This is a genomic window from Rhizobium sp. BT04 (assembly GCF_030053135.1).
Taxonomy (GTDB): domain Bacteria; phylum Pseudomonadota; class Alphaproteobacteria; order Rhizobiales; family Rhizobiaceae; genus Rhizobium; species Rhizobium binxianense.
Genome location: NZ_CP125650.1, coordinates 394,044 through 414,892 on the forward strand (window position 1 = coordinate 394,044; position 20,849 = coordinate 414,892).

A 20,849-nucleotide genomic window follows, 5' to 3' on the forward strand; every position below is an offset into this window, starting at 1 on the left:
GTTCTCCGGAAGGAGACCTCCCAGCCTCCCGCGTCGGTTTCTATAATCGGCGCGGGAGGTATCTGCGATTTGATTGGAAATAGTGTGCTGGACTTTCACAGAATTCAACGTTTGCCGCCTTATGTTTTCGAACAGGTCAACCGTTTGAAAGCAAGCGCGCGAGCGGGCGGCGCCGATATCATTGATCTCGGCATGGGAAACCCCGACCTTCCCACTCCTCAGTCGATCGTCGACAAGCTGTGCGAGGTCGTGCAGGATCCGCGCACCCACCGCTATTCCTCCTCCAAGGGCATTCCGGGGCTGCGCCGTGCCCAGGCCGCCTATTATGCCCGCCGTTTCGGTGTCAAGCTCAACCCGGATACCCAGGTGGTCGCCACCTTGGGCTCCAAGGAAGGCTTCGCCAACATGGCGCAGGCGATCACCGCGCCCGGCGACGTGATCCTCTGCCCGAACCCGACCTATCCGATCCACGCCTTCGGTTTCCTGATGGCGGGCGGCGTGATCCGCTCGATGTCGGTTGAGCCGGATGAGAGCTTTTTCCCGCCGCTGGAGCGGGCGGTCCGGCATTCGATCCCGAAGCCGTTGGCGCTGATCCTCAACTATCCGTCGAACCCGACGGCCCTCGTCGCGACGCTCGATTTCTATAAGGACGTCGTCGCCTTCGCCAAGAAGCATGACATCATCGTGCTTTCCGACCTTGCCTATTCCGAGATCTACTTCGACGGCGCTCCGCCGCCATCGGTTCTCGAAGTGCCGGGTGCAATGGATGTGACCGTCGAATTCACCTCGATGTCGAAGACCTTTTCCATGCCCGGCTGGCGCATGGGCTTTGCCGTCGGCAACGAGCGGCTGATCGCGGCGCTCACCCGCGTCAAGTCCTATCTCGACTACGGCGCCTTCACGCCGATCCAGGTGGCCGCGACCCATGCGCTGAACGGCGACGGTTCCGACATTGCGGAGGTTCGCAACGTCTACAAGCGTCGCCGCGACGTCATGGTCGAAAGCTTCGGGAAGGCCGGCTTCGACGTGCCGCCGCCGGCTGCCACCATGTTCGCCTGGGCAAAGATCCCGGAAAAGTTCCGTCATCTCGGTTCGCTGGAGTTTTCCAAGCTGCTGGTCGAGAAGGCCGACGTCGCCGTTGCACCGGGTATCGGCTTCGGCGAAATGGGCGACGACTACGTCCGTCTGGCGCTCGTCGAGAACGAACACCGCATCCGCCAGGCTGCGCGCAACATCAAACGCTGGCTTAGCGGCGACGAGAAATTTGAAATCAACGTAATGAATCAGTGAAAGGATACCCGATGCCAATCTTCGGATCATGCCAATGCAAAGCGGTAACGTACCAGGTTCAGGAAATTGATGGACCCATGTGGAATTGCTTCTGTCAAACATGCCGGAAGTCACACGCCGCTGATCACAATACCGCTGCGAAGGTGAAAAGCGAGCACTTCAAGATCCTTACAGGCCAAGATACGCTTCATAGCTTCGAATCGACGCCTGGAAAGCTGCGGTGGTTTTGTTCGGTATGTGGCTCGCACGTTTATGCGGAGCGGCCGGCCAGCCCGGAGCTCAAAGTCGTTAGAGCCGGCACGTTCGATACCGATCCTGGAAGTGTGCCGATGTCAAACGTATGGGTATCGCATGCGGAACCTTGGCTCGCCCATGATCCATCGAAGGCAAGCTCACCAGAGTTCCCGTAAGTGACCGGGATACTACCTGTCGTAACTGAGGTGGAGCCACGGCGACCGTATATCAAGCGGCAACGCCTCATTCCGTGTCCAGGAGGTTCTAACGCAAACGTGCTGGGTCGGTAAAAGCGGCAGGGATTGCAGACAGTAGGTGCGCTTGCACGGCGAGCCCACCCATTGAGAGAATAAAGTCGTACGAGACAGAAGACTTCTGCGAAGCAATCCAGCCTTCGAGGTTGGGAAATTACGGGTTGTGAGGGCTCAGGACACCGCAGGACTATTTTTGCCCCCACGGGTCCTCAACGACCTCCATTGCGGTGTGAGTGAAAATTGTAAGATTGTCTTATGCGAGAATGTTGGGAGTCCTGTGACATGAAAGTTGTTGTAATAACGGGGAATTTATCGCGCCCCTCGAAAACCCGGGCCGTAGCAGACTTCATGGTGGATCGGGTGCGCGCGTCCGGCAACGAAGCAAGCTGCTGGGACCTTGTCGACCTTCATCCGCACCTTGGGGCAACAGTGTTGCCCTCCAGCGCCGCTGAGATTGTTAAAGCGGCACTCAACGATATTTTGGCTAGTGACGTGCTAGTTGTTGGTAGTCCGGTCTACAAAGCATCTTACACTGGGTTGCTGAAGCATTTATTCGACCTTGTCGACATGAAAGCGCTTAAGGGCCGCTATGTGATCCCTTTTGCAACCGGTAAAGCATCGAGTCACAAGCCGCTCGTCGAAGCCTCGATGGAAGCCTTATTCGACTTTTTCGAAGCGCAAATACATAGCCGTTTCATTTTCGCTCTCGATGAAGATTTTCAGAACGATGCTCTTTCTGAGAACCTGCGCGCGCTTGTCGACAGAGAGCTCGATGCCGCGCGTCGCGCCGTCAGCCCATAATAAGGAGGAGGATTCCATGTCTTTTTCGAGCATAGATGAGGCGATCGAGGCGATCGAAGCGGGCGAGATGGTTATCGTGGTCGACGACGAAAACCGGGAGAATGAAGGCGACCTAGTCGTTGCTGCCGAAAAAATAACAGCTGAGCACATCGCTTTCATGATGAAATATGCGAGAGGCCTTATCTGCGTGCCACTTCCAGCCGAACGTCTCGACAAACTCGAGATCCCCCTGATGGTCACACGTAATTCGGACTCACTGCAGACGGCATTTACCGTTTCCGTCGATTGCAAACACGGCACAACGACAGGGATTTCAGCCGAAGATCGAGCAGCAACCGTCAAGTCGCTCATCGATCCGCAGACGCGGCCGGAAGACCTATCGCGACCGGGTCACATTTTTCCTTTGCGTGCAAATCGTCTCGGTGTCCTGGGCCGTCCTGGCCACACCGAAGCTGCCGTGGATCTTGCACGACTTGCCGGCCTGGCGCCGGCTGGCGTAATCTGCGAGATCGCCAATGACGACGGAACCATGTCTCGACTGCCAGATCTCGAGAAGTTCGCAATCGAACATGGCCTGCACATAGTAACGATCGACGCTTTGATTGAGTACTGCAGGAGTCGTGATACGAGGGTAAAGCGTTACGCGCAGTCCTTTATGCCAACGCGGTTTGGGGATTTCAAGGCAATTGCTTATCGCGATAGTTTGACGGGAACTGAACACTTAGCTTTGACACTTGGCGAGTTGTGCGAGAAGGAAGACGTTCTGGTACGGGTGCATTCTGAATGTCTGACAGGTGAGGCGTTCCGGTCCATGCGATGCGACTGCGGTCAACAGCTCGAAATGGCTCTTCGGGCGGTCCAGTTAGCGGGCGCTGGTTGCGTGATCTACATGCGTGGGCAAGAGGGGCGTGGCATTGGCTTAGGAAACAAAATTGCGGCTTACAGCCTGCAGGATCATGGTCGTGATACTCTTGAGGCAAATCGGGAACTCGGCTTCGCATCTGATTCCCGCGAATATAACGCAGCGGCGGATATCATCCGCGACCTCGGTATCGGCAGCGTTCGGCTTCTGACCAACAATCCTACAAAAATAGAGGCGCTGCGAACGTCAGGCGTCATCGTGTCGTCTCGCCAGAGTCTGATCGCCGCATCTAGCGCGTCCAACATCACTTATTTTAAGACAAAGCGCGATCGGTTTGGCCACCTGTTGGACCAGGACACGTCAGCTGAACACGTCGGCCGGAGCAACGTCTTTTCAGTGTTTGGCGCGCAGGTGTTCTCTGGACCCCTTGGATAACGGAGCCGCCCTCGCCACTTACCTGCCGGTGATTGTAGGGGGCCGCCTTTGACCGGCAGAGTCCTAGAGCTTTTGCGTGGGCCCTGCCAGCACATCATTCGTGCAGGCCTATCGGAGTGATGTGGCCCGCGATTGCATCGAAAGCAGCGTTCGACCATATCTCGTCTTGAGCACGGCTGTTCCGACGGATCGCATTTAATCGCGGTCCGTCTTGTCTTTCGAAAAGTCTCGCAAAACTAATGCTTCATGCGAAGGATCGGCTTAATGACTTTGCCGCTCTCGGAATCAGCCATCGCCTCGTTGATCTGGTCGAGGTCATAGAACTGAACCAGTTTGTCGAACGGGAAAAGTCCCTGCTGCCAATACTCGATCAACTGCGGGACGAACTCGGACGGAACGCTTTGTCCTTCGACAACGCCGATCAATGTGCGGCCGAAAAGGAAGTTCCCGATATCGATCGTGCCTTCAGTGCCGAGAGCGGACGAGCCAACGAGACCGCATGTTCCCGGCGTACCAAGGCAGTCGACTGCCTGACGGAAAACTCGCGGCGAACTCGTGCATTCCAAGCTGAAATCAACGCCTGCGGGGACGATCTTCCTGATCGCGGCAACGCTGTCCAATTTGCGGGCATTTATCGTGTGCGTCGCCCCGAGTTCGCGCGAAAGTTCCAGCCGTTCATCGTTCAAGTCGATCACGATGATGGTCGCGCATCCGGCGATTTTCGCGGCCATCGTAGCCGCCATGCCAACCGCACCAGCACCGAACACTGCTATTGACGAGCCGGGCTTCGGCTTGAGGCAATTCAGTACCGCGCCAGCACCGGTCTGAAGCCCGCACCCGAGCGGTCCGATCAACTCGAGTGGAACATCCTTTGCAACCTTCACGGCGTTTCGTTCGCTGGCGATGGCGTAGGTTGCAAATGACGACTGCTCGAAGAAGCAGCCACTAATCTGTTTCCCGTGAGAATCATGGATCGGGCAGGTGCCATCCGGACGAGTGCCGCGGAAATTGCGACCGAAGAAGTCCTCGCAGTAGAAAGGTGTACCGGAAAGGCACTTTTCGCACTTGCCGCAATAGGCGTAGCTCAAAGCAACGTGATCACCGGGCACAAGATCTTTAACTGCGCTCCCGACGGCCTCGACGACGCCAGAGCCTTCGTGTCCCAACACAACAGGTTGAGGTACGTCATATCCCTGGTCCCTGACCACCAGGTCGGTATGACATACCCCCGATGCGACGATGCGGACCAAAATCTCGTCTGCACGAGGTTCCTCAATCCCTATGCACTCCAAGATCAAGGGCTTCGCCTTTTCGCGCGAGACCGCCGCATATGCCTGCTTCATGTAACTGTTCCTCCAAGGCTCACAACGCAATTCGCGCGAACGTACTCATCGTCAGACAATCAGTCAATAATTACTCTATTAAATTAGATCAGTTCAACCGGAGCAGGGCTGCATTTTTGCAAAGTCACGAGTGAACGCTGATTTGAAGTGATCAAAGGGTTCCGATGCATGTTCGAAAGGGAGCATGCGTCTTGTCCCGCTTTGGGCTGAAAGATCGGCAGACGAAAATTTAGTAGCAACGTGTGAGGCGAGCCGGATGGCGTCGCTTGCCGACGTCGAGCCGGTTCTGAAGGCTATCGACAGCTTCGAGACACCGGTATTGCCAAGTTCAACCGACTACAAACGATGCTACTGCCAGCCAGGCTTAACAGACAGTACCAACCAGGACGTTAGTCTTCTCGATGATCGAGAGGTCCGACGCAATCCGGTATACAGTTGGCGCGGCGGTCGGTGACTCAATAGCGAGCGTATCCTGGATCGTGAGGCGTTCGATGCCCTGCTTTAGTGACCTGATCGTATTCCCGTGGGCCACCACAAGAACCGATTTCCCTCTCAACAAGGGGGGGAACACTTCGCTTATCAAAAAGGGCAGAACCCTCGCGCTTATGTCCCGTATGCTTTCTCCCCCAGGTGGTGGAGTGCTGTACGAGCGGCGCCAAACCTGGACAACATCCTGGCCCCACCGCTCACGTGCCACGTTCTTGTTGATGCCGGTGAGCTGTCCGTAGTCGCGTTCGTTCAACTCGGTTCTCCTGATTGGCTCCAGCAGATCGCCGTTGGTTTCGTTCAAAATCGCTCTGCAAGTGTCGACTGTGCGCAAGAGGGCAGAGCTAAACGCAATATCGAACGAGATGCCGAGGTTCGCGAGCAGTGAGCCGGCTCGCCTGCTCTCAGACCAGCCCTCCTGTGTGAGCGGCACGTCGCTCGTACCCGTGAACTCCCCGCGCGCGTTCCCTTCGCTTTGGCCATGCCGGACAATCACCAGAGTGGACATTCATAACCCTCCCATCGATTTAGCGAACACGAATATTGTCGCACTATCGGACAATCCGTCAAGTGCGACTATGTGCAAGTGAAAACAAAACGATGTCGAAAAAACAAACGTCGAAGTTTATATTTATTGACAGATTGTCTGATAGCTCATACCAATGCACTCCGCCGTATTGAGGAGAGTCCGGCACGGCTTGGGAAGGCAAGGCTCTCGCCTTAACAGACAATGCCGCCCAGAGCGGCCGGAGGAGGAATTTTCATGAAGAGACGTACATTTCTACAAGCGAGCGGGGCAATTGCTGTAGCCGGCACGTTCGGAATGCCGGGGATTCTTCGCGCCGACGACGCGATCAGTCTCCTACCTGACACTTGGCCCTCCGAAGGCGCCAACCCAATTGTCGACGCGGGTAAGTTCAAGAAGTCAGGCCCGTGGAAGATCGGACACAGCCACTACGGCCTCGCTGGTTCAACGCATACCTACCAGACGGCGTTTGAAGCCGAATATGAAATAAAAAAGAACAAGGATCGGATCGCTGATTACCAGTTCCGGAGCGCTGATCTCAATGCCTCCAAACAAGTTGCCGATATCGAGGATCTGATCGCCCAGAAGGTCGATGCGATCATCATCGCACCGCTAACCACCGGTTCCGCCGTCGAGGGCATCAAGAAGGCAAAGGCTGCTGGCATTCCAACCGTAGTCTATCTCGGACGCGTCGACACCGAGGAGTTTACGGTTCAGGTCCAGGGCGACGACTTCTATTTCGGGCGCGTGATGGCTCAGTTCCTCGTCGACAAGCTTGGCAACAAGGGCAAGGTATGGGTTCTGCGTGGCGTCGCCGGGCATCCCATCGATGCAGATCGTTATGCAGGCGCCATGGAAGTCTTCAGCAAGTCTGGACTTCAGATCACGTCGACCCAGCACGGAAGCTGGTCTTATGAGGACTCAAAGAAGATCGCCGAAAGCTTGTATCTCTCCGACCCCGATGTCGCGGGCATCTGGACCGATGGAGCCAACATGTCTCTTGGCGTTTTGGATGCCTTGCAGGAGGCTGGCGCCTCAACGATCCCGCCAATCACGGGCGAAGCACTTAACGGCTGGATGCGTCGTTGGAATGACGAAAAACTTTCCTCGATCGGTCCGATTTGCCCACCCGCTCTGTCTACTGCCGCGCTACGGGCCGCCTTCGCCTTGCTGGATGGGAAGCCGATTCAGCGTAACTGGACGAACCGCCCCAAGCCGATCACCGACGAGACGCTCTCCCAGTTCTATCGCGCAGATCTCACTGATGCGTACTGGGCGCCGACCGAAATGCCGAACGAAAAGCTCCTTGATTATTTCAAGGCTTGATGAACTACGGGCACGATCACTCGTGCCCGTATCCCTGTCGAAGATGGAAATTCCCATGAGCACGCTTGTCGAGATGGTCGGCATCAACAAATCGTTTGGTTTCACGAAAGTCCTTTCGGACGTTCGCTTTTCCCTGGAACGTGGCTCCGTGCACGCTCTGATGGGGGAAAACGGCGCGGGGAAGTCCACCCTGATGCGTATTCTGGCGGGGGTATATCAGCCGGGCGCAGGAAGTGTTCGGCTCCGCGGGGAGGAAGTCAATTTCCGTTCCCCTAAGGAGGCACGGTTGGCGGGAGTGTCGACGGTGTTTCAGGAGTTTACCCTGATCCCCAATCTCACCGTTGCTGAGAACATGTTCCTGGGCCACGAACCTCGTCGCATTGACGGTTCGATCGATAGCGTCGAGGTAGTGAAACGCGCTCGCGCTTTGCTGGCTGACGTATTTCCACAGCTCGACGCAACCGCGATCGTCGAGACACTGACTGTCGCGCAGCAGCAGGCAGTTGAGATCGCGAAGGGACTTACGTCGAACGCGGACGTATTCATCTTCGACGAGCCAACGGCGGCGTTGAACTCGACCGATGTCGCGCATCTTTTCAAGGTTATCCGCGACCTTAAGGCTCAACATAAGGCTGTCGTCTACATCTCTCATCGCATGAATGAAGTCTTCGAACTATGCGACACCATCACCGTCATGAAAGATGGCGCTTGGGTAAGGACTGCAAGAGCGCAGGACTTCAACTTGCAAACGCTGGTAGCGACAATGGTTGGTCGCGAACTTCAGAACTTCTTTCCGCCGCGCTCGCAGGCCACCGGAGCGGCAATGCTGGAGGTTTCGGACTTGCGCCTCGACGACAGCAGCTCGACAGTCACTTTCGTTGTCAGAAAAGGTGAAATCATCGGGCTGGCAGGGCTCGAAGGACAGGGCCAGCGAGAGATAATGCGTGCCATTGTGGGCGTTGAATCGCCAAAGGCCATCGCCGTGTGGCGTGCCGGCCCCGACAACAGCATGCACGTGGTGAATGTAGGGTCAGGGTTCGCTCGCGCGGTCGCATCAGGAATCGGTTTTATCCCTGAGGACAGGAAGCAGGAAGGGCTGTTCCTGCGCCTGCCTATCTACGACAACATCGCGCTGGGAAAACAGCTCAATCGGAATATGGCAAGCGTTGCGTGGCGATCGGTGTCGAAGGTCCGCGAGGTGATCAAGTCGTTACGAGTTGCGGCCGCCGATCCCAATGCGCCCGTAGGTAAACTCTCGGGCGGGAATCAGCAGAAGGTGCTGCTGGGCCGCTGGTTGCTCTCCGGAGTGGACATCCTCGTTATTGAGGAGCCCACGCGCGGCGTCGACGTCGGTGCAAAGGCAGAGATTTACAGATTGCTGCGGGACTTCAGTGATCGTGGCGGTGCGGTCGTGGTTTCGTCGCGCGAGCACGCTGAGCTTATAGGGCTCTGCGACAGCATTTTGGTCGTTCATGACAGGAAGATCGTCGGGCAGATGTCCGCAGAGGGGGCGACCGAGGAAAGAATCCTCGAGACTGCGCTGGGGGCGAGTGCGTCACCGGATCCCCGTGCTGCGGTGCATTGAGGAGGATAACTTATGAATTCATTTGCCAGTCGCCTGAAGCTCCCTTATCGCGCGGGAGCGATCGGGCTTTCCATTGGAACGCTCCTGGTGATGGTTGTCGCCTCGGTAATATTATTGCCGGACTTCATGGATCCGGAGAATTTGTCTAATCTCCTGGCGCAATCGACGGTGCTCGTCATCTCGGCTCTCGGTCAGACGTTCGTCATTCTCACTGGCGGCCTCGACGTGTCGGTTGGGTCCGTCATCAGTCTAACGACGACGATCATGACGCTTGATCTTCCTGAGATAACCCGCGTGCTTATCTGCATCGCGGTGGCGATGGGGTTCGGAGTAGCGAACGGTTACGGTGTCGCGCGCCTCAATGTACATCCAATCATCATGACGCTGACAACAATGGGCATCGGCCAAGGTATCGCGTTGATCATTTTGCCAATCCCAGGTGGGCGCGTTCCGGAGTGGCTTTCCGGCTCGGTAGCCGGATCCATCGGCCCCGTACCTAACTCATTGTTTTGGTTGATCACGGCATCGCTCTTCGCATCCTGGATTCTCTATCGTCGTCCCTTCGGCCTCTACCTCTTCGCTTCCGGCGGCAATGACTTCAACGCACGGATGAACGGTGTTCCCGTCGAGCGCACCATCATCAAAGCGTATGTTCTTTCCGCTCTATTCGCATGCGCTGCGGGGATGTTTCTTGCAGGTCGCCTTGCATCGGGTGATCCTAAGGGCGGCGCTTCATTCGGGATTGAGTCTGTAACGGCTGCAGCATTGGGTGGGGTCCACCTCGCCGGGGGCATCGGAAGCATTGTGGGAACCGTCGTTGGCGCGGCGATCCTCGGGACAGTGAATAATGTGATGAATCTGGCCAACGTCTCTGCATTTCTTCAGTCGGTCGTCAAGGGTGTGTTGCTTCTCGTACTCGTCGTTTCGCAGCGACGCAAAACAATCGGACTTTGAAAGAGATGGACTTCTCGATGACCACATCAGACTCGAAAACTGAAGCACCATCTCGCTCATTGAGGGGTAAGAGCGCCATTTCGTGGATACTCGGGCTACCGCCCGCATACTATGTGCTCGCAATCCTGGTTGCGGTTGCTCCAGCAGTGAGCGCCACGCTCATAAATCCCAACTACTGGTTTGTAATCCTCAAGCAGTCAGCGCCGCTCGGGATCGCGGTGCTCGCCCAGTCGCTTGTCATGCGGGTGCGATCCATCGATCTCTCTGTCAGCGGTATTTTCGCGTTCGCGATTTATTTGGCCAGCTCGGGCCAGCTCAACAACTATCCACCGCTAATGACCGTCCTCATGCCTGTTGTGATTGGGCTAGCTGTGGGGGGTGTAAACGGAATACTCGTAGCATACGTGCGCGCTTCTGCCGTTATCTCCACACTAAGTGTTTCGGCCATTCTGATTGGGATCGTCCAATACATGAGCGCCGGCCGCGCGCCCGGTTCAACGCCAAGCTGGCTTCGAATACTTACGAGCGGCAATATCCACGGCCTTTCCTATTCCGTGGTCCTGTGGATCGTCATCGCCGCCCTGATTTCTATCGCATTTCGCTTTCTCATCGTCGGGCGTTACTTCAGGGCCGTCGGCGACAATCCGAGGGCGGCGGAAACTACAGGAATTCCGTTGGCACGTACGATTTTTGTCTCGCACACGCTCGCGGGCGCCCTGACAGGCATCGCGGCCCTGGTCCAGGTATCCGCGTTGGCGGTCGGCACCATCAAGCCAGGCTTCGACACCTTCATGAATGCGCTCGCCGCCACGATCCTCGGCGGTGTGACGTTCGGCGTCGACCGGGGCGGCGTCGCCGGGCCGTTCGTTGCCGTCGTTGCCTTCAGCTTCCTGTTCGCGATGCTGACCGTCTTCGGCATCCAGGAGCCGGGCAAGCTTATCGTCCAGGGCGTGATCATTGCATTTGCCGCAATCATCTACGGTGCGCGCGCGGGTCGCGTCTAGTCCGTCGGGCCGATCAAGTCATTCCCGTAGCAATTGCGGGAGAACGCAGGAGAATATAATGGTGAAAATCACTGCGGCTGTCGCCGTGAAGCCAAAGAGCCCGCTGGAATTCCGTGAACTCGAACTGGCTGACCCCGAAGGCAACGAGATCCTGGTTCGCACGGTTGCGAGCGGGATCTGCCACACGGACTTGCTGCTTCGCGACGGTATTTTTGGCCCGCCGGCACCGGTGATCCCGGGGCACGAAGGCGTCGGCGTCGTCGAGGCGGTCGGACCAGAAGTTCAGAGCCTCAAAGTGGGTGATCACGTCGCACTGAGCCAGAGCTCATGCGGATTCTGCGCCGACTGCCGCCGTTCTCACCCAATGAACTGCCAAAACTATACCCAGTACAATCTTACGGGGCTTCGTCCGAATGGTAAGAAGGCATTGCTCTGCGATGAAGTTGGCATTGGCAGCAATTTCGTGGGCCAGTCGTCCTTTGCGACGCATATCCTTGCGACTGAAAACAATGCAGCGCTTTTGCCGAAAACAGACCTCGACCTTACCGACGCTGCGCCACTCGGGTGCGGCATGGCAACGGGTGCAGGAACAGTGATAAACGCGATGAAGCCGGAAATAGGGTCGACGATAGCCGTTTTCGGCGCAGGTGCTGTCGGCATGGCCGCCGTGATGGCCGCCAAAGTTCGTCGGTGCAGCAAGATTATCATCATAGATCTGAATCAGCAGAGGCTAGACATGGCCATGGGGCTTGGTGCCACACATGCGATCAACGGCAAAGATCCCGACGTAGTCAACCAGATCCATGCGCTGACGGGCGGCGGTGCCGACTTCGCGATTGACGCAGTTGGCATCATTCCGGTTATTCTGAACTCGATCAAGTGCACCCGTGCCGGCGGGCACGTTGTCTTGCTCGGCCTCGACGCGCTCGGTAACGACATTCCCATCCCCCTCGATCTAATGGTGTTCAATCGCAAGATCCAGGGTGCGATCCTTGGTGATCAGATTCCACAGCTGTTCATTCCGCAGATGATGGATCTTAATCAGGCTGGGCTTTTCCCCTTCCAAAAATTGATCACCAAGTATCCCTTCGAGAAGATCAACGAAGCGATCGCGGACGCCGAAGCCGGGCGAGTGATCAAGCCGGTCGTCGTTTTCAATTAGGAGCCAGCGCAAATGACATCGAAGAAGTCAGAGGAACAGCACCTTGTCGTGGAATTCAAAACCACGTCCCAAAATCGAAATCGCGTAAAAGAACTCCTTCAGGAATTCATTGGACCCGCCCGCGAAGAGTCTGGTTGTCTCTACTACGACCTCTACCAGCGGTCGGACGATCCGAACACTTTCATCATCTTAGACGGCTGGCAGAATGAGGCGGCTGTCGTTGGCCATGGCGAACATCCTAATGTCAAGCGGGTGCTGGAGCCTCTTCTTCCACTGTTGGTGAGTCCACCGTCGATTAATGTAAATACCCGTATCAGCGACTGATCGGGCGCAATGGCCATTTCTACGAGGCGCGCGCCCCGAGCGCGCAGGTTTGAGGGAGACGAAATGGATACGCATCGAGTTGTCGTAGTCGGCGGTGGCTTTGCCGGACTCCAGTTAGCGAAGGACCTCAAGTGTCCCGACACTTCCATAACGATCGTCGACAGGCGCAACCATCACCTCTTTCAACCGCTCCTCTACCAAGTTGCCACGACTGTATTGGCAACCTCGGAGATAGCCTGGCCCATCAGAGCATTGTTCAGAGGACGAAAGGATGTATCGACGCTGCTGGGCGAGGTTGTTGGCGTTGATACCGAGGCACGCGTAGTATCGCTCAAGGATGGGAATGCTATTCCCTATGACACGCTCGTTCTCGCGACAGGTGCAAGGCACGCCTATTTTGGCCGGGACGAGTGGGAGCCGTTTGCGCCCGGGCTAAAGGCACTCGAAGACGCGACGACCATCCGGCGGCGGCTTCTTCTCGCGTTTGAGAAGGCCGAATTGGAGGCTGATCCCGAACGGCGGAAGGCAATGCTCACGTTCAGCATAATCGGAGCAGGCCCGACAGGCGTGGAGATGGCTGGGATTATAGCGCAACTGGCCCAACGAACCCTTGTTGAGGAGTTCCGTAGCATCGACACCAGATCGGCGCGCATCCTTCTCATCGAGGCAGGTCCACGTGTCCTACCCGTGTTCCCGGAGGCACTTTCGAGATATGCCGAGCAGTCGCTAATCAAGATGGGCGTCGAAGTGAGAACAGGCATTCCCGTGACGGCATGCAACGAGAACGGCATCGCGATCGGAGATGAGTTCGTTTCAAGCCGGACCGTCATCTGGGCTGCGGGGGTGCAAGCGTCGAACGCCGCCGCCTGGGTCGGTGCTGAAAAGGACAGGGCGGGTAGGGCGGTCGTGCAGCCAGATCTGACTGTTGGCGGTAAGCCCGAGATTTTTATTATTGGAGATACTGCCTCCGTGAAGGCCGCTGATGGAACACCCGTCCCCGGAGTGGCTCCCGCCGCCAAACAGCAAGGCAAATATGTCGCTTCGGTAATTGAAGCACGACGTCTGGGTATACCCACTCCAAGTGCGTTCAGATATAGGCATCTGGGAAACCTGGCTACCATCGGGCCGAATTCGGCTGTTATCGACTTTGGGAAGATCCGGCTCAAGGGCGGAATTGCATGGTGGATTTGGGGGCTTGCCCATATCTACTTCCTGATAGGTACGAGGAGCAGATTGGCAGTGGGACTAAGCTGGCTATGGATCTTTGTTTCCGGCCATCACTCCGCACGTTTGATCACGCAAAAAGAAACCTTAAAGGATGAGGTTTAGTCGCTAGCGCGAGCACGCCCGAGTCTGCTGGGCCGTGAATGGAGACCATCAAAGGCCAGACATTTGGGAATCGGTTGCGAAGCGATGGTTGGCAGCAGGTAACAATTCTGTCGGAGTTCCATATATAACAATGATTGATCTTCGCACTATCAACTTAGGCGACTTCGACTGCGTCGAATTCACGGCGAGGACTGGCCGCGACAAGTCAATTGCCCTGTCCGCCTGTCGTTAGCGATAGGCGGGCCTCATGCTTGAATACCGTTTCGGGAAGGAAGTGATGATGTGGAGAGTTGAGAGTGTCCCCCTCTAAGATTGACCATTTCTCGCTCAAAGGTACCTGCAGCGAGGAACTCGCGGCAGCGCTTTCGAGGCTTTCCCCGCAATCTGAAGCGCATGTACATGGCGATAAGACGATCGCCTACGATGTACATGCGATTACCAATGGTCCGATTGCAGTTATTGCCGCGCACTACGAGGGCGACCTAACCGTCCAGCACCGGGGACCGGCGGAGGCAAACATCATCATGCTTCCACTACATGGGCGATCGGTCGTTACCGTTGACGGCAGACAAATCCCGTCAGAGGGAACGCGGGGCGTTTTCGTGAACAGTATGTCGGCGAGTACGACCCAATTCATTGGGCCCAGGAAACATTTGGGGCTTAGGATCGCCCATGATGAGCTGACGCGCCGTTTGGGATGTCGGCTCAATACGCCAATAAGAGGCAGCCTCGATTTTTCGCCAGAAATCGACCTATCGGTCGGGTTCGGCTCCCTTTTGGTTCAACTGGTACCAGTGCTGTATGCTGGATTACGAGACGGAACCCTCCTTCAATCACCGATAGCACTTCATCACCTCACTGAAACGACGATGGAGCTTTTGATCGAAGCTGCGCAGCATCGCTACTCATCTGAGTTATGCCGCGTTGCTGAATCACCCTTACCCAAGGCCGTTAAGCGGGCGGTCGACTATATGCGTGCCAATATTACTCGGCCGCTATCTCTTGAGGAAATCGCAACGGCTTGTGGCGTAAGCCGACGCACTCTTCAAAGCGGTTTTCGCAACTTTCGGAATACGACCCCTCTGGCATTCCTGCAGCACCTACGGTTGGAATTAGTGCATCAGGAACTGATGACAGGCGAACCTGGCCTCTCGGTCACGCAGGTCGCTCTGAAATGGGGCTTCGTGCATAGAGGCAGATTTTCTGCGGACTATCGCAAGCGCTATGGGGTACTTCCCTCGGAAACATTGCGTATATCATAAGCAGATTGCGCCGACCGAGCTACGATCAGCCGGCACGCTCGACCGTCCTCAAGGCTTGCAGCAACAGCACTCTCCAGAAAAGCCGACTGCCTCGGCCCAAGATCTGTCTTGCAGATGATCCCCTGAACGCGACGATGTTCCGATCTGCGCAACGCAGTTCAAGACCACTACAGGGGTTAATCTTATAGTAATTATGCCGAGGTCATCTCACACATAGCGGTCAATGTCGCAATGTTCTGGACCGCGTCGCTAATGGAAGCCGGTGTAATTTATAGTCGTCTATGAGGAACATATGTCGAGACTGCCGCTATCTCTACTTTTAATGATTTTGGCAATTATCCCGTTGACGGCGTTCGTAATCATCGGAGTATCAACATCACTGGGATATTACCGAGAATACTCTACCTTCCGCAGCGCACAAACAACGCAGCGACTTGGGCGGGAAGGCGGATTCCTCGCCCAAGCTATAGCGGCGGAAGCGTTTGCAGGCGCCGACGTGCGTCGGGCAAAGCAAGCTGCATCGGACAGGGCTTTTACAGCGGTCTTTTCCGCTTACGACTCTTGGAAAAAGGCATTCGACGATCCGGCCATAGAACGGGCGGTACAGATCATTCGTGAAAGGCGGGACAATATCGATAGCTTCCGCCGGCGCGTCGATGACGGAACGGCTAGCGAGGCGGAGGGAGCTGTTGCTTTGCGCCCAGCTGCCCTTGCGGGCTTGGAGCTCGTCCGTCGCACTGGGGCGACTGTCAATGATTTGGATTTAGCACGCCAAATTACCGGTTTTCACGCGCTCATGCAGATCACGGAAGCTAGTTTGCTGGAGATCAGGCCCGGCCGAGCCTACGTCAAAAATTCAGCCATGTCCGTCGATCTATTTTCGTCCCTCTTACAGTCAAAAAATCTAAAGCAGCTTTATGTGCCTGCGATGCAGGAATTTCTCCCCGCCGATCTCGTCAAATCTTATGACGACTTCGAGGCCAGCGCCGCAGGCAAGTTCATCGCGGGCGTTCGCGATCAGATGTATGCAAACCAGCCGGGCGTTTCCTTCCCCCCCGAGACGTTGGATCGATGGAATGAAATCACCCAACAGCGGGCTGCTTTGTTGACCGCACTCATTATGCGCACCGGCGACGAGTTGGACGAGATGGCATTTCAGCGTTACGCCGATCTTCGCAATGCCTTTATCGGCTACTCCGGCGCCACGCTTCTGATCATGTCTACGGTACTCATTTTGTGCATTTCGGTCGTTCGGAGAATTTCAAGCTCCATTCGGACTCTGACAAGCCGAATGAAGGCACTCGCAGAAGGCGATACGTCGGCGCCGGTGCCCTTGACGATCCGACGCGACGAGATCGGGGACATGGCGCGTTGCCTTGAGTTTTTCCGCGGCGCGGCCATACAGAAAAGTAACCTGGAGACATCCGCGGAAGCTGAGCGCATTCGTTCTGACCAAGAGAAGCTGGATATTCAGGTAAGGGCGGAAAAAGAAGCAGAAGAGCGCCTCATCCGAGCGACGACGGCATTGGCAACCGGGTTGAAGCGGATGGCGGATGGAGACTTGATTTATGAAATTGAGGAGCCGTTAGCGCCACAGTTTGAAAGTTTGCGCAGGGATTTCAACGCTTCCATTCGTCAGCTCCGGGACGTGCTTGTTACCGTCGGCCATTCAGTCGAAACGGTCACGAATGGCAGCTCGGGCGTCTCGGCCGCATCTGAAAATCTTTCAAGACGCACGGAGCAGCAGGCGGCTTCGCTCGAGGAAACTGCAGCGGCGTTGGAGGAGATAACCGTCAACGTTGCATCGACCACGAAGAGGACGGCTGAGGCGCGCGGAGCCGTCCAACAGATGCGAGATCATGCGGAAATGTCCGGTCGGGTTGTACGCGATGCTATCGGCGCCATGAATCGCATTGAAAACTCCTCCAAGCAGATTTCCCAGATCATCAGCGTCATCGACGCGATCGCCTTCCAAACGAACCTCCTGGCGCTGAACGCCGGCGTCGAAGCAGCGCGTGCTGGCGACGCGGGAAAAGGCTTTGCGGTTGTTGCCCAGGAGGTCAGGGAGCTTGCACAGCGCTCAGCGACAGCGGCAAAAGAAATCAAGGATCTCATCGGCAATTCAGCTCTTGCCGTCGACGAAGGCGTAAGGCTCGTGAGTGAAACCGGATCGGGCCTGAGAACGATTGAAGAGCTTGTGCAGGATGTAAATCTTCATATGGACGCAATCGCAACGGCCTCCCAGGAACAATCGTCGGGCCTGCGCGAGATCAACGGCGCGGTTAACCATATGGACCATGCCACTCAAGAAAATGCGAGCATGGTCGCGGAGATGAATACTGCAGGATCGCACCTCGCTCAAGAGAGCCAAAGCCTAGCCGCACTGTTGAAACATTTCCACTTCAAAGACGAGAGCGGGAAGCCACAGAAGGTCACGGGCGAACTTGGGAAGAGCTTCCCGCCCGGTCAGACAATGGTTGACCGCGGAGACTATCCGATGCGCCGTGGTAACCTGGTGCTCGCGCCTTCGAATGATGATTGGCAAGCGTTCTAAATGATATGGGCGGCGTCGCCGACCACATGCAAATACACGTCTCTGATGATTCTGAATGAGAGCGATATCCCGGTGGGGTAGCGGCATGGTACTCCGCCAAATGACTTGTGCGGTCCTAACAAAATGCTGGCTTGACGCATGATTGCTCAGCCACGTGACAAAGCAGGACAGGCACATGAAACACGTACGTCAATCGGAACGCACATCCCGCCCCGAACAGCCTGTGGAAGTGCAGATGGCGACTGATGCTCAAATCGACCAGGGGCGTGGAGCCTTCCGCAACGCGGTCAATGCCAGCCCTCCGCTTGCCACGGGCACGGCCCCGCCATTTTCGGAAGCCTCCGTTGTCCGGCCATCGCACGGTCACGACGCAGATGTCGCAAGTCTGAAGCAACCGTTTGAGAAGGCTTTCCGGGCGAATCCCCGGCATCCTGCGACAAACGTCGACTTGCCATTCAACGCCGAAGAGATGTCCAGTGCCGTCGTACTCGACGCGATCCCGTTACCCGTCTTCTTCAAAAACAGAGATGGGATACACCTTGGTTGCAACAGGGCCTTCGAAAGCTTCTCCGGCCGCTCAAAGGGAGATATTATCGGAAAAACCGTTTTCGATTTGGTGCCCGCACCCATAGCCGAGACGTATGCCGCGTTGGACGAGGCGCTTTTTGCAAATGGCGGTGTTCAGCAATATGAAGCAAAGGCCACCACCGAGAATGGTGGTGTCGTTGATCTTTTACTCAGCAAGACCGCAATCACTGATATCGCTGGTAACAGGATCGGCTTGGTTGGCGCGATGTTGGACATCACAGAGCGAAAACGTGCGGAGCATGATCTCAAAGAGGCTCTTGAATTCGCAGAGGGAATTATTGCCGCCATTCCTGACGTTCTGTTCGAGGTAAATGCCGACGGTCGCTACCTGCAGGTCTGGGCAAGGAATCAGGAGATCCTGGCGCAGCGAAAAGAAGTGCTGCTCGGCAAGCTTGTCCGCGATGTGCTCCCTCCAGATCAGGCCGACATCGCTATGCTGGCTCTTGAAGAAGCCGATGAAACCGGCGCCTCCTACGGTCGTTGTGTCCGTATAGCCCTACCAAACGGCGAATCCCGTTGGTTTGAACTGTCGGTCGCAAGGCGACCAAGCAGCAATCACTCAACCGTCACTTTTCTGGTGTTATCTCGCGATATTACCGAACGAAAGCACGCCGAGGGCACGACTATTGAAGCTCGGGCTCGCCTCCTAAGTGTCCTGCAGACCATTCCGGATATGGTATGGCTGAAAGACGTAACAGGCAAATATCTGTTGTGCAATCATGCCTTCGAAGAATTGGTCGGCAAGGCAGAAGCGGAAATCGTCGGGAAAACGGATTATGACCTGTTTACTCCCGAACTCGCCCAGTTTTTTCGTGACAAGGATGAGGAGGCCATGCAAGCCGGCCGTATTCTCATCAATGAGGAACGGTTTACCGCTCACGAGGACGGTCGATCAACGCTTTTGGAGACTCGTAAGGTTCCGGTATTCACGGGGGGAAAGCTGATGGGGATCCTCGGCGTCGCCCGCGATATCACCGAACTGGACACGTCCCGTAAGAAAATCCATCAGATGGCATTCTACGATTCTCTGACCGGCCTGCCTAACCGGACACTTTTCAATGAACGGCTACGCGAGATGATCGGGGACGCGGCTTCGGCGGGCCAGCGAGCCGGGGTGATGCTGATCGACATGGACCATTTCAAAGCGATCAATGACACTATGGGACATCCCGTCGGTGACGAGTTGCTGCGGCAGGTGGCGACACGCATGAAAAAAGGCGTCCGTGCCAGCGACACCGTGGCGAGACTCGGTGGAGATGAATTTGCAGTCTTGCTGCCCAATGTTCAGGACAATGACGATTTGGCTCAAATTGCCAGCAGAATGCTTGCCGCATTCGGCGAACGCTTCATGCTTTCCGACAGGGAGATCTTTGTATCCTGCAGCATCGGGATATCGGTATTTCCAAATGACGGCGACGCTCCCGACGATTTGGTGAAATATGCGGATTCTGCGATGTATTTGGCGAAGCGCTCGGGGCGTAGCAACTTCCGCTTCTACTCAAAGGATCTCACGATTGGGGCTGAAAAGCGCCTAGCGCTAGAATCAGACCTACGCCTAGCTTTGAAACATGAGCAACTTGAACTCCATTATCAGCCAAAGGTCCTATTGGACAACGGAAAGGTGATCGGTTCAGAAGCACTGCTACGATGGCATCATCCGAAGATGGGAATGATCCCTCCGGGAGAATTCATAGGTGTCGCCGAGGAAACGGGATTGATCATCGATCTTGGACGATGGGTGCTGCATGAGGCGTGTTGCACGGCTGCCGTCATGAATGCAGATGGACTGCCCCCGCACAAGATTGCGATAAATTTGTCTCCTAAGCAGTTTCAATGCCCGCGTTTGTCGCAAACGGTGGCGGACGTATTGCAGGAAACCGGTTGTCGTGCGGAGTGGATCGAGGTTGAAATAACTGAGAGTCTCCTGCTCCATAACTGCGAGGGCGTTTCGACGACACTCTCTCAATTGCATGCGAGCGGAATTTCCATAGCGATCGATGATTTCGGCACCGGCTACTCATCTCTGAGCTATTTGGCTAACTTTCCCATTGATACCCTCAAAATTGACCGGTCATTCATCAATCGATCCGACAAGCGAAGTAGAGAACTGGTCAAGGCAATTCTCTCAATTGCGCGCTGCCTAGGGCAAAATGTAGTCGCTGAGGGCGTGGAGACGGTCGATCAAGAAAAATTCTTGGCTGAAAGCGGCTGCGCTGTGGCACAGGGGTTCTACTATAGCAAGCCCATCCCGAAGTCCGAACTTCTCGCTGCAAACGCAGTGCCCGAGTTCTCTCGCGCTGATTCCCATCTTACGCCGATGCCCGCAGAGGAAGGGGTGGCACTCATGCGCTTGCCTCCCGCATCTGTTGGGACCCGAACCGCGTGAAGCCTACGGCTAACAGCGCGCAGGAACCACGCCACCTGCGGCGCTGTTTATACCGCACTCATCCAACGGAAGCCCAAACTACTCTGGGCGATTGGATAAAACGCGGACCAATAGGAATTACTTAAAACTTCAGGTGCTTTGATG

The 20,849-nt window shown here is 55.9% G+C and carries 16 protein-coding genes; 14 read left to right on the forward strand and 2 right to left on the reverse strand.

Annotated features, from left to right (window positions below; genetic code table 11):
* The first annotated feature begins 72 nt into the window (after positions 1-72).
* From QMO82_RS05230 to QMO82_RS05245, 4 genes are all read left to right on the forward strand, one after another.
* Positions 73-1,290 carry an LL-diaminopimelate aminotransferase gene (locus QMO82_RS05230; protein WP_026188837.1) on the forward strand — a complete coding sequence of 406 codons (1,218 nt, stop codon included), beginning with the start codon at positions 73-75 and terminating at the stop codon, positions 1,288-1,290.
* A gap of 11 nt (positions 1,291-1,301) precedes the next feature.
* Complete coding sequence (locus QMO82_RS05235) at positions 1,302-1,700, forward strand: GFA family protein (RefSeq protein ID WP_010029274.1); 399 nt, start codon at positions 1,302-1,304, stop codon at positions 1,698-1,700.
* A gap of 360 nt (positions 1,701-2,060) precedes the next feature.
* Positions 2,061-2,579, forward strand: a complete 519-nt coding sequence (locus QMO82_RS05240) for an NAD(P)H-dependent oxidoreductase (protein WP_004671524.1) — start codon at positions 2,061-2,063, stop codon at positions 2,577-2,579.
* Positions 2,580-2,595: 16 nt separating this feature from the next.
* The gene (locus tag QMO82_RS05245) at positions 2,596-3,876 is read left to right on the forward strand and encodes a bifunctional 3,4-dihydroxy-2-butanone-4-phosphate synthase/GTP cyclohydrolase II (protein WP_004671523.1); all 1,281 of its coding nucleotides are present in this window, start codon (positions 2,596-2,598) and stop codon (positions 3,874-3,876) included.
* A gap of 236 nt (positions 3,877-4,112) precedes the next feature.
* Here the strand turns inward: QMO82_RS05245 and QMO82_RS05250 are convergent, their stop codons facing one another.
* Together QMO82_RS05250 and QMO82_RS05255 are read right to left on the reverse strand one after the other, a co-directional pair.
* Positions 4,113-5,219: an NAD(P)-dependent alcohol dehydrogenase gene (locus tag QMO82_RS05250; RefSeq protein ID WP_004671520.1), complete on the reverse strand. Its 1,107-nt coding sequence runs from the start codon at positions 5,217-5,219 to the stop codon at positions 4,113-4,115.
* Between the two features lie 364 nt (positions 5,220-5,583).
* A complete protein-coding gene (locus tag QMO82_RS05255) occupies positions 5,584-6,213 on the reverse strand; it encodes a 2,3-bisphosphoglycerate-dependent phosphoglycerate mutase (RefSeq protein WP_008534389.1) in 630 nt (209 codons plus the stop codon).
* A gap of 255 nt (positions 6,214-6,468) precedes the next feature.
* On the opposite strand from QMO82_RS05255, the gene QMO82_RS05260 reads away from it, so the two are divergent.
* The 10 genes from QMO82_RS05260 to QMO82_RS05305 all read left to right on the forward strand — a co-directional run bounded on the left by QMO82_RS05260 (position 6,469) and on the right by QMO82_RS05305 (position 20,705).
* Entirely contained in the window at positions 6,469-7,557 is a 1,089-nt protein-coding gene (locus QMO82_RS05260) for a substrate-binding domain-containing protein (protein WP_004671515.1), read from the forward strand.
* A 55-nt stretch (positions 7,558-7,612) separates the two neighbouring features.
* A complete protein-coding gene (locus QMO82_RS05265) occupies positions 7,613-9,142 on the forward strand; it encodes a sugar ABC transporter ATP-binding protein (RefSeq protein WP_012489476.1) in 1,530 nt (509 codons plus the stop codon).
* Positions 9,143-9,154: 12 nt separating this feature from the next.
* Complete coding sequence (locus QMO82_RS05270) at positions 9,155-10,096, forward strand: ABC transporter permease (protein ID WP_004671512.1); 942 nt, start codon at positions 9,155-9,157, stop codon at positions 10,094-10,096.
* Positions 10,097-10,101: 5 nt separating this feature from the next.
* Positions 10,102-11,100, forward strand: a complete 999-nt coding sequence (locus QMO82_RS05275; protein WP_026188838.1) for an ABC transporter permease — start codon at positions 10,102-10,104, stop codon at positions 11,098-11,100.
* A 58-nt stretch (positions 11,101-11,158) separates the two neighbouring features.
* Entirely contained in the window at positions 11,159-12,262 is a 1,104-nt protein-coding gene (locus QMO82_RS05280; RefSeq protein ID WP_004671507.1) for an NAD(P)-dependent alcohol dehydrogenase, read from the forward strand.
* Positions 12,263-12,274: 12 nt separating this feature from the next.
* On the forward strand, positions 12,275-12,586 hold the full coding sequence (locus QMO82_RS05285; protein WP_004671505.1) for a putative quinol monooxygenase: 312 nt from the start codon (positions 12,275-12,277) through the stop codon (positions 12,584-12,586).
* Between the two features lie 63 nt (positions 12,587-12,649).
* Entirely contained in the window at positions 12,650-13,915 is a 1,266-nt protein-coding gene (locus QMO82_RS05290) for an NAD(P)/FAD-dependent oxidoreductase (RefSeq protein WP_012489478.1), read from the forward strand.
* Positions 13,916-14,211: 296 nt separating this feature from the next.
* A complete protein-coding gene (locus QMO82_RS05295) occupies positions 14,212-15,177 on the forward strand; it encodes an AraC family transcriptional regulator (RefSeq protein WP_008534397.1) in 966 nt (321 codons plus the stop codon).
* A gap of 292 nt (positions 15,178-15,469) precedes the next feature.
* On the forward strand, positions 15,470-17,731 hold the full coding sequence (locus tag QMO82_RS05300) for a methyl-accepting chemotaxis protein (protein ID WP_008534399.1): 2,262 nt from the start codon (positions 15,470-15,472) through the stop codon (positions 17,729-17,731).
* Positions 17,732-17,906: 175 nt separating this feature from the next.
* Entirely contained in the window at positions 17,907-20,705 is a 2,799-nt protein-coding gene (locus QMO82_RS05305; protein WP_012489479.1) for a bifunctional diguanylate cyclase/phosphodiesterase, read from the forward strand.
* Positions 20,706-20,849: the final 144 nt, after the last annotated feature.

Bases quoted from the DNA above. Each gene is read 5' to 3' on its own strand.
- QMO82_RS05235 (WP_010029274.1), top strand. From the start codon at position 1,302: ATGCCAATCTTCGGATCATGCCAATGCAAAGCGGTAACGTACCAGGTT.
- QMO82_RS05240 (WP_004671524.1), top strand. From the start codon at position 2,061: ATGAAAGTTGTTGTAATAACGGGGAATTTATCGCGCCCCTCGAAAACC.
- QMO82_RS05245 (WP_004671523.1), top strand. From the start codon at position 2,596: ATGTCTTTTTCGAGCATAGATGAGGCGATCGAGGCGATCGAAGCGGGC.
- QMO82_RS05250 (WP_004671520.1), bottom strand. From the start codon at position 5,219: ATGAAGCAGGCATATGCGGCGGTCTCGCGCGAAAAGGCGAAGCCCTTG.
- QMO82_RS05255 (WP_008534389.1), bottom strand. From the start codon at position 6,213: ATGTCCACTCTGGTGATTGTCCGGCATGGCCAAAGCGAAGGGAACGCG.
- QMO82_RS05260 (WP_004671515.1), top strand. From the start codon at position 6,469: ATGAAGAGACGTACATTTCTACAAGCGAGCGGGGCAATTGCTGTAGCC.
- QMO82_RS05265 (WP_012489476.1), top strand. From the start codon at position 7,613: ATGAGCACGCTTGTCGAGATGGTCGGCATCAACAAATCGTTTGGTTTC.
- QMO82_RS05270 (WP_004671512.1), top strand. From the start codon at position 9,155: ATGAATTCATTTGCCAGTCGCCTGAAGCTCCCTTATCGCGCGGGAGCG.
- QMO82_RS05275 (WP_026188838.1), top strand. From the start codon at position 10,102: ATGGACTTCTCGATGACCACATCAGACTCGAAAACTGAAGCACCATCT.
- QMO82_RS05280 (WP_004671507.1), top strand. From the start codon at position 11,159: ATGGTGAAAATCACTGCGGCTGTCGCCGTGAAGCCAAAGAGCCCGCTG.
- QMO82_RS05285 (WP_004671505.1), top strand. From the start codon at position 12,275: ATGACATCGAAGAAGTCAGAGGAACAGCACCTTGTCGTGGAATTCAAA.
- QMO82_RS05290 (WP_012489478.1), top strand. From the start codon at position 12,650: ATGGATACGCATCGAGTTGTCGTAGTCGGCGGTGGCTTTGCCGGACTC.
- QMO82_RS05300 (WP_008534399.1), top strand. From the start codon at position 15,470: ATGTCGAGACTGCCGCTATCTCTACTTTTAATGATTTTGGCAATTATC.
- QMO82_RS05305 (WP_012489479.1), top strand. From the start codon at position 17,907: ATGAAACACGTACGTCAATCGGAACGCACATCCCGCCCCGAACAGCCT.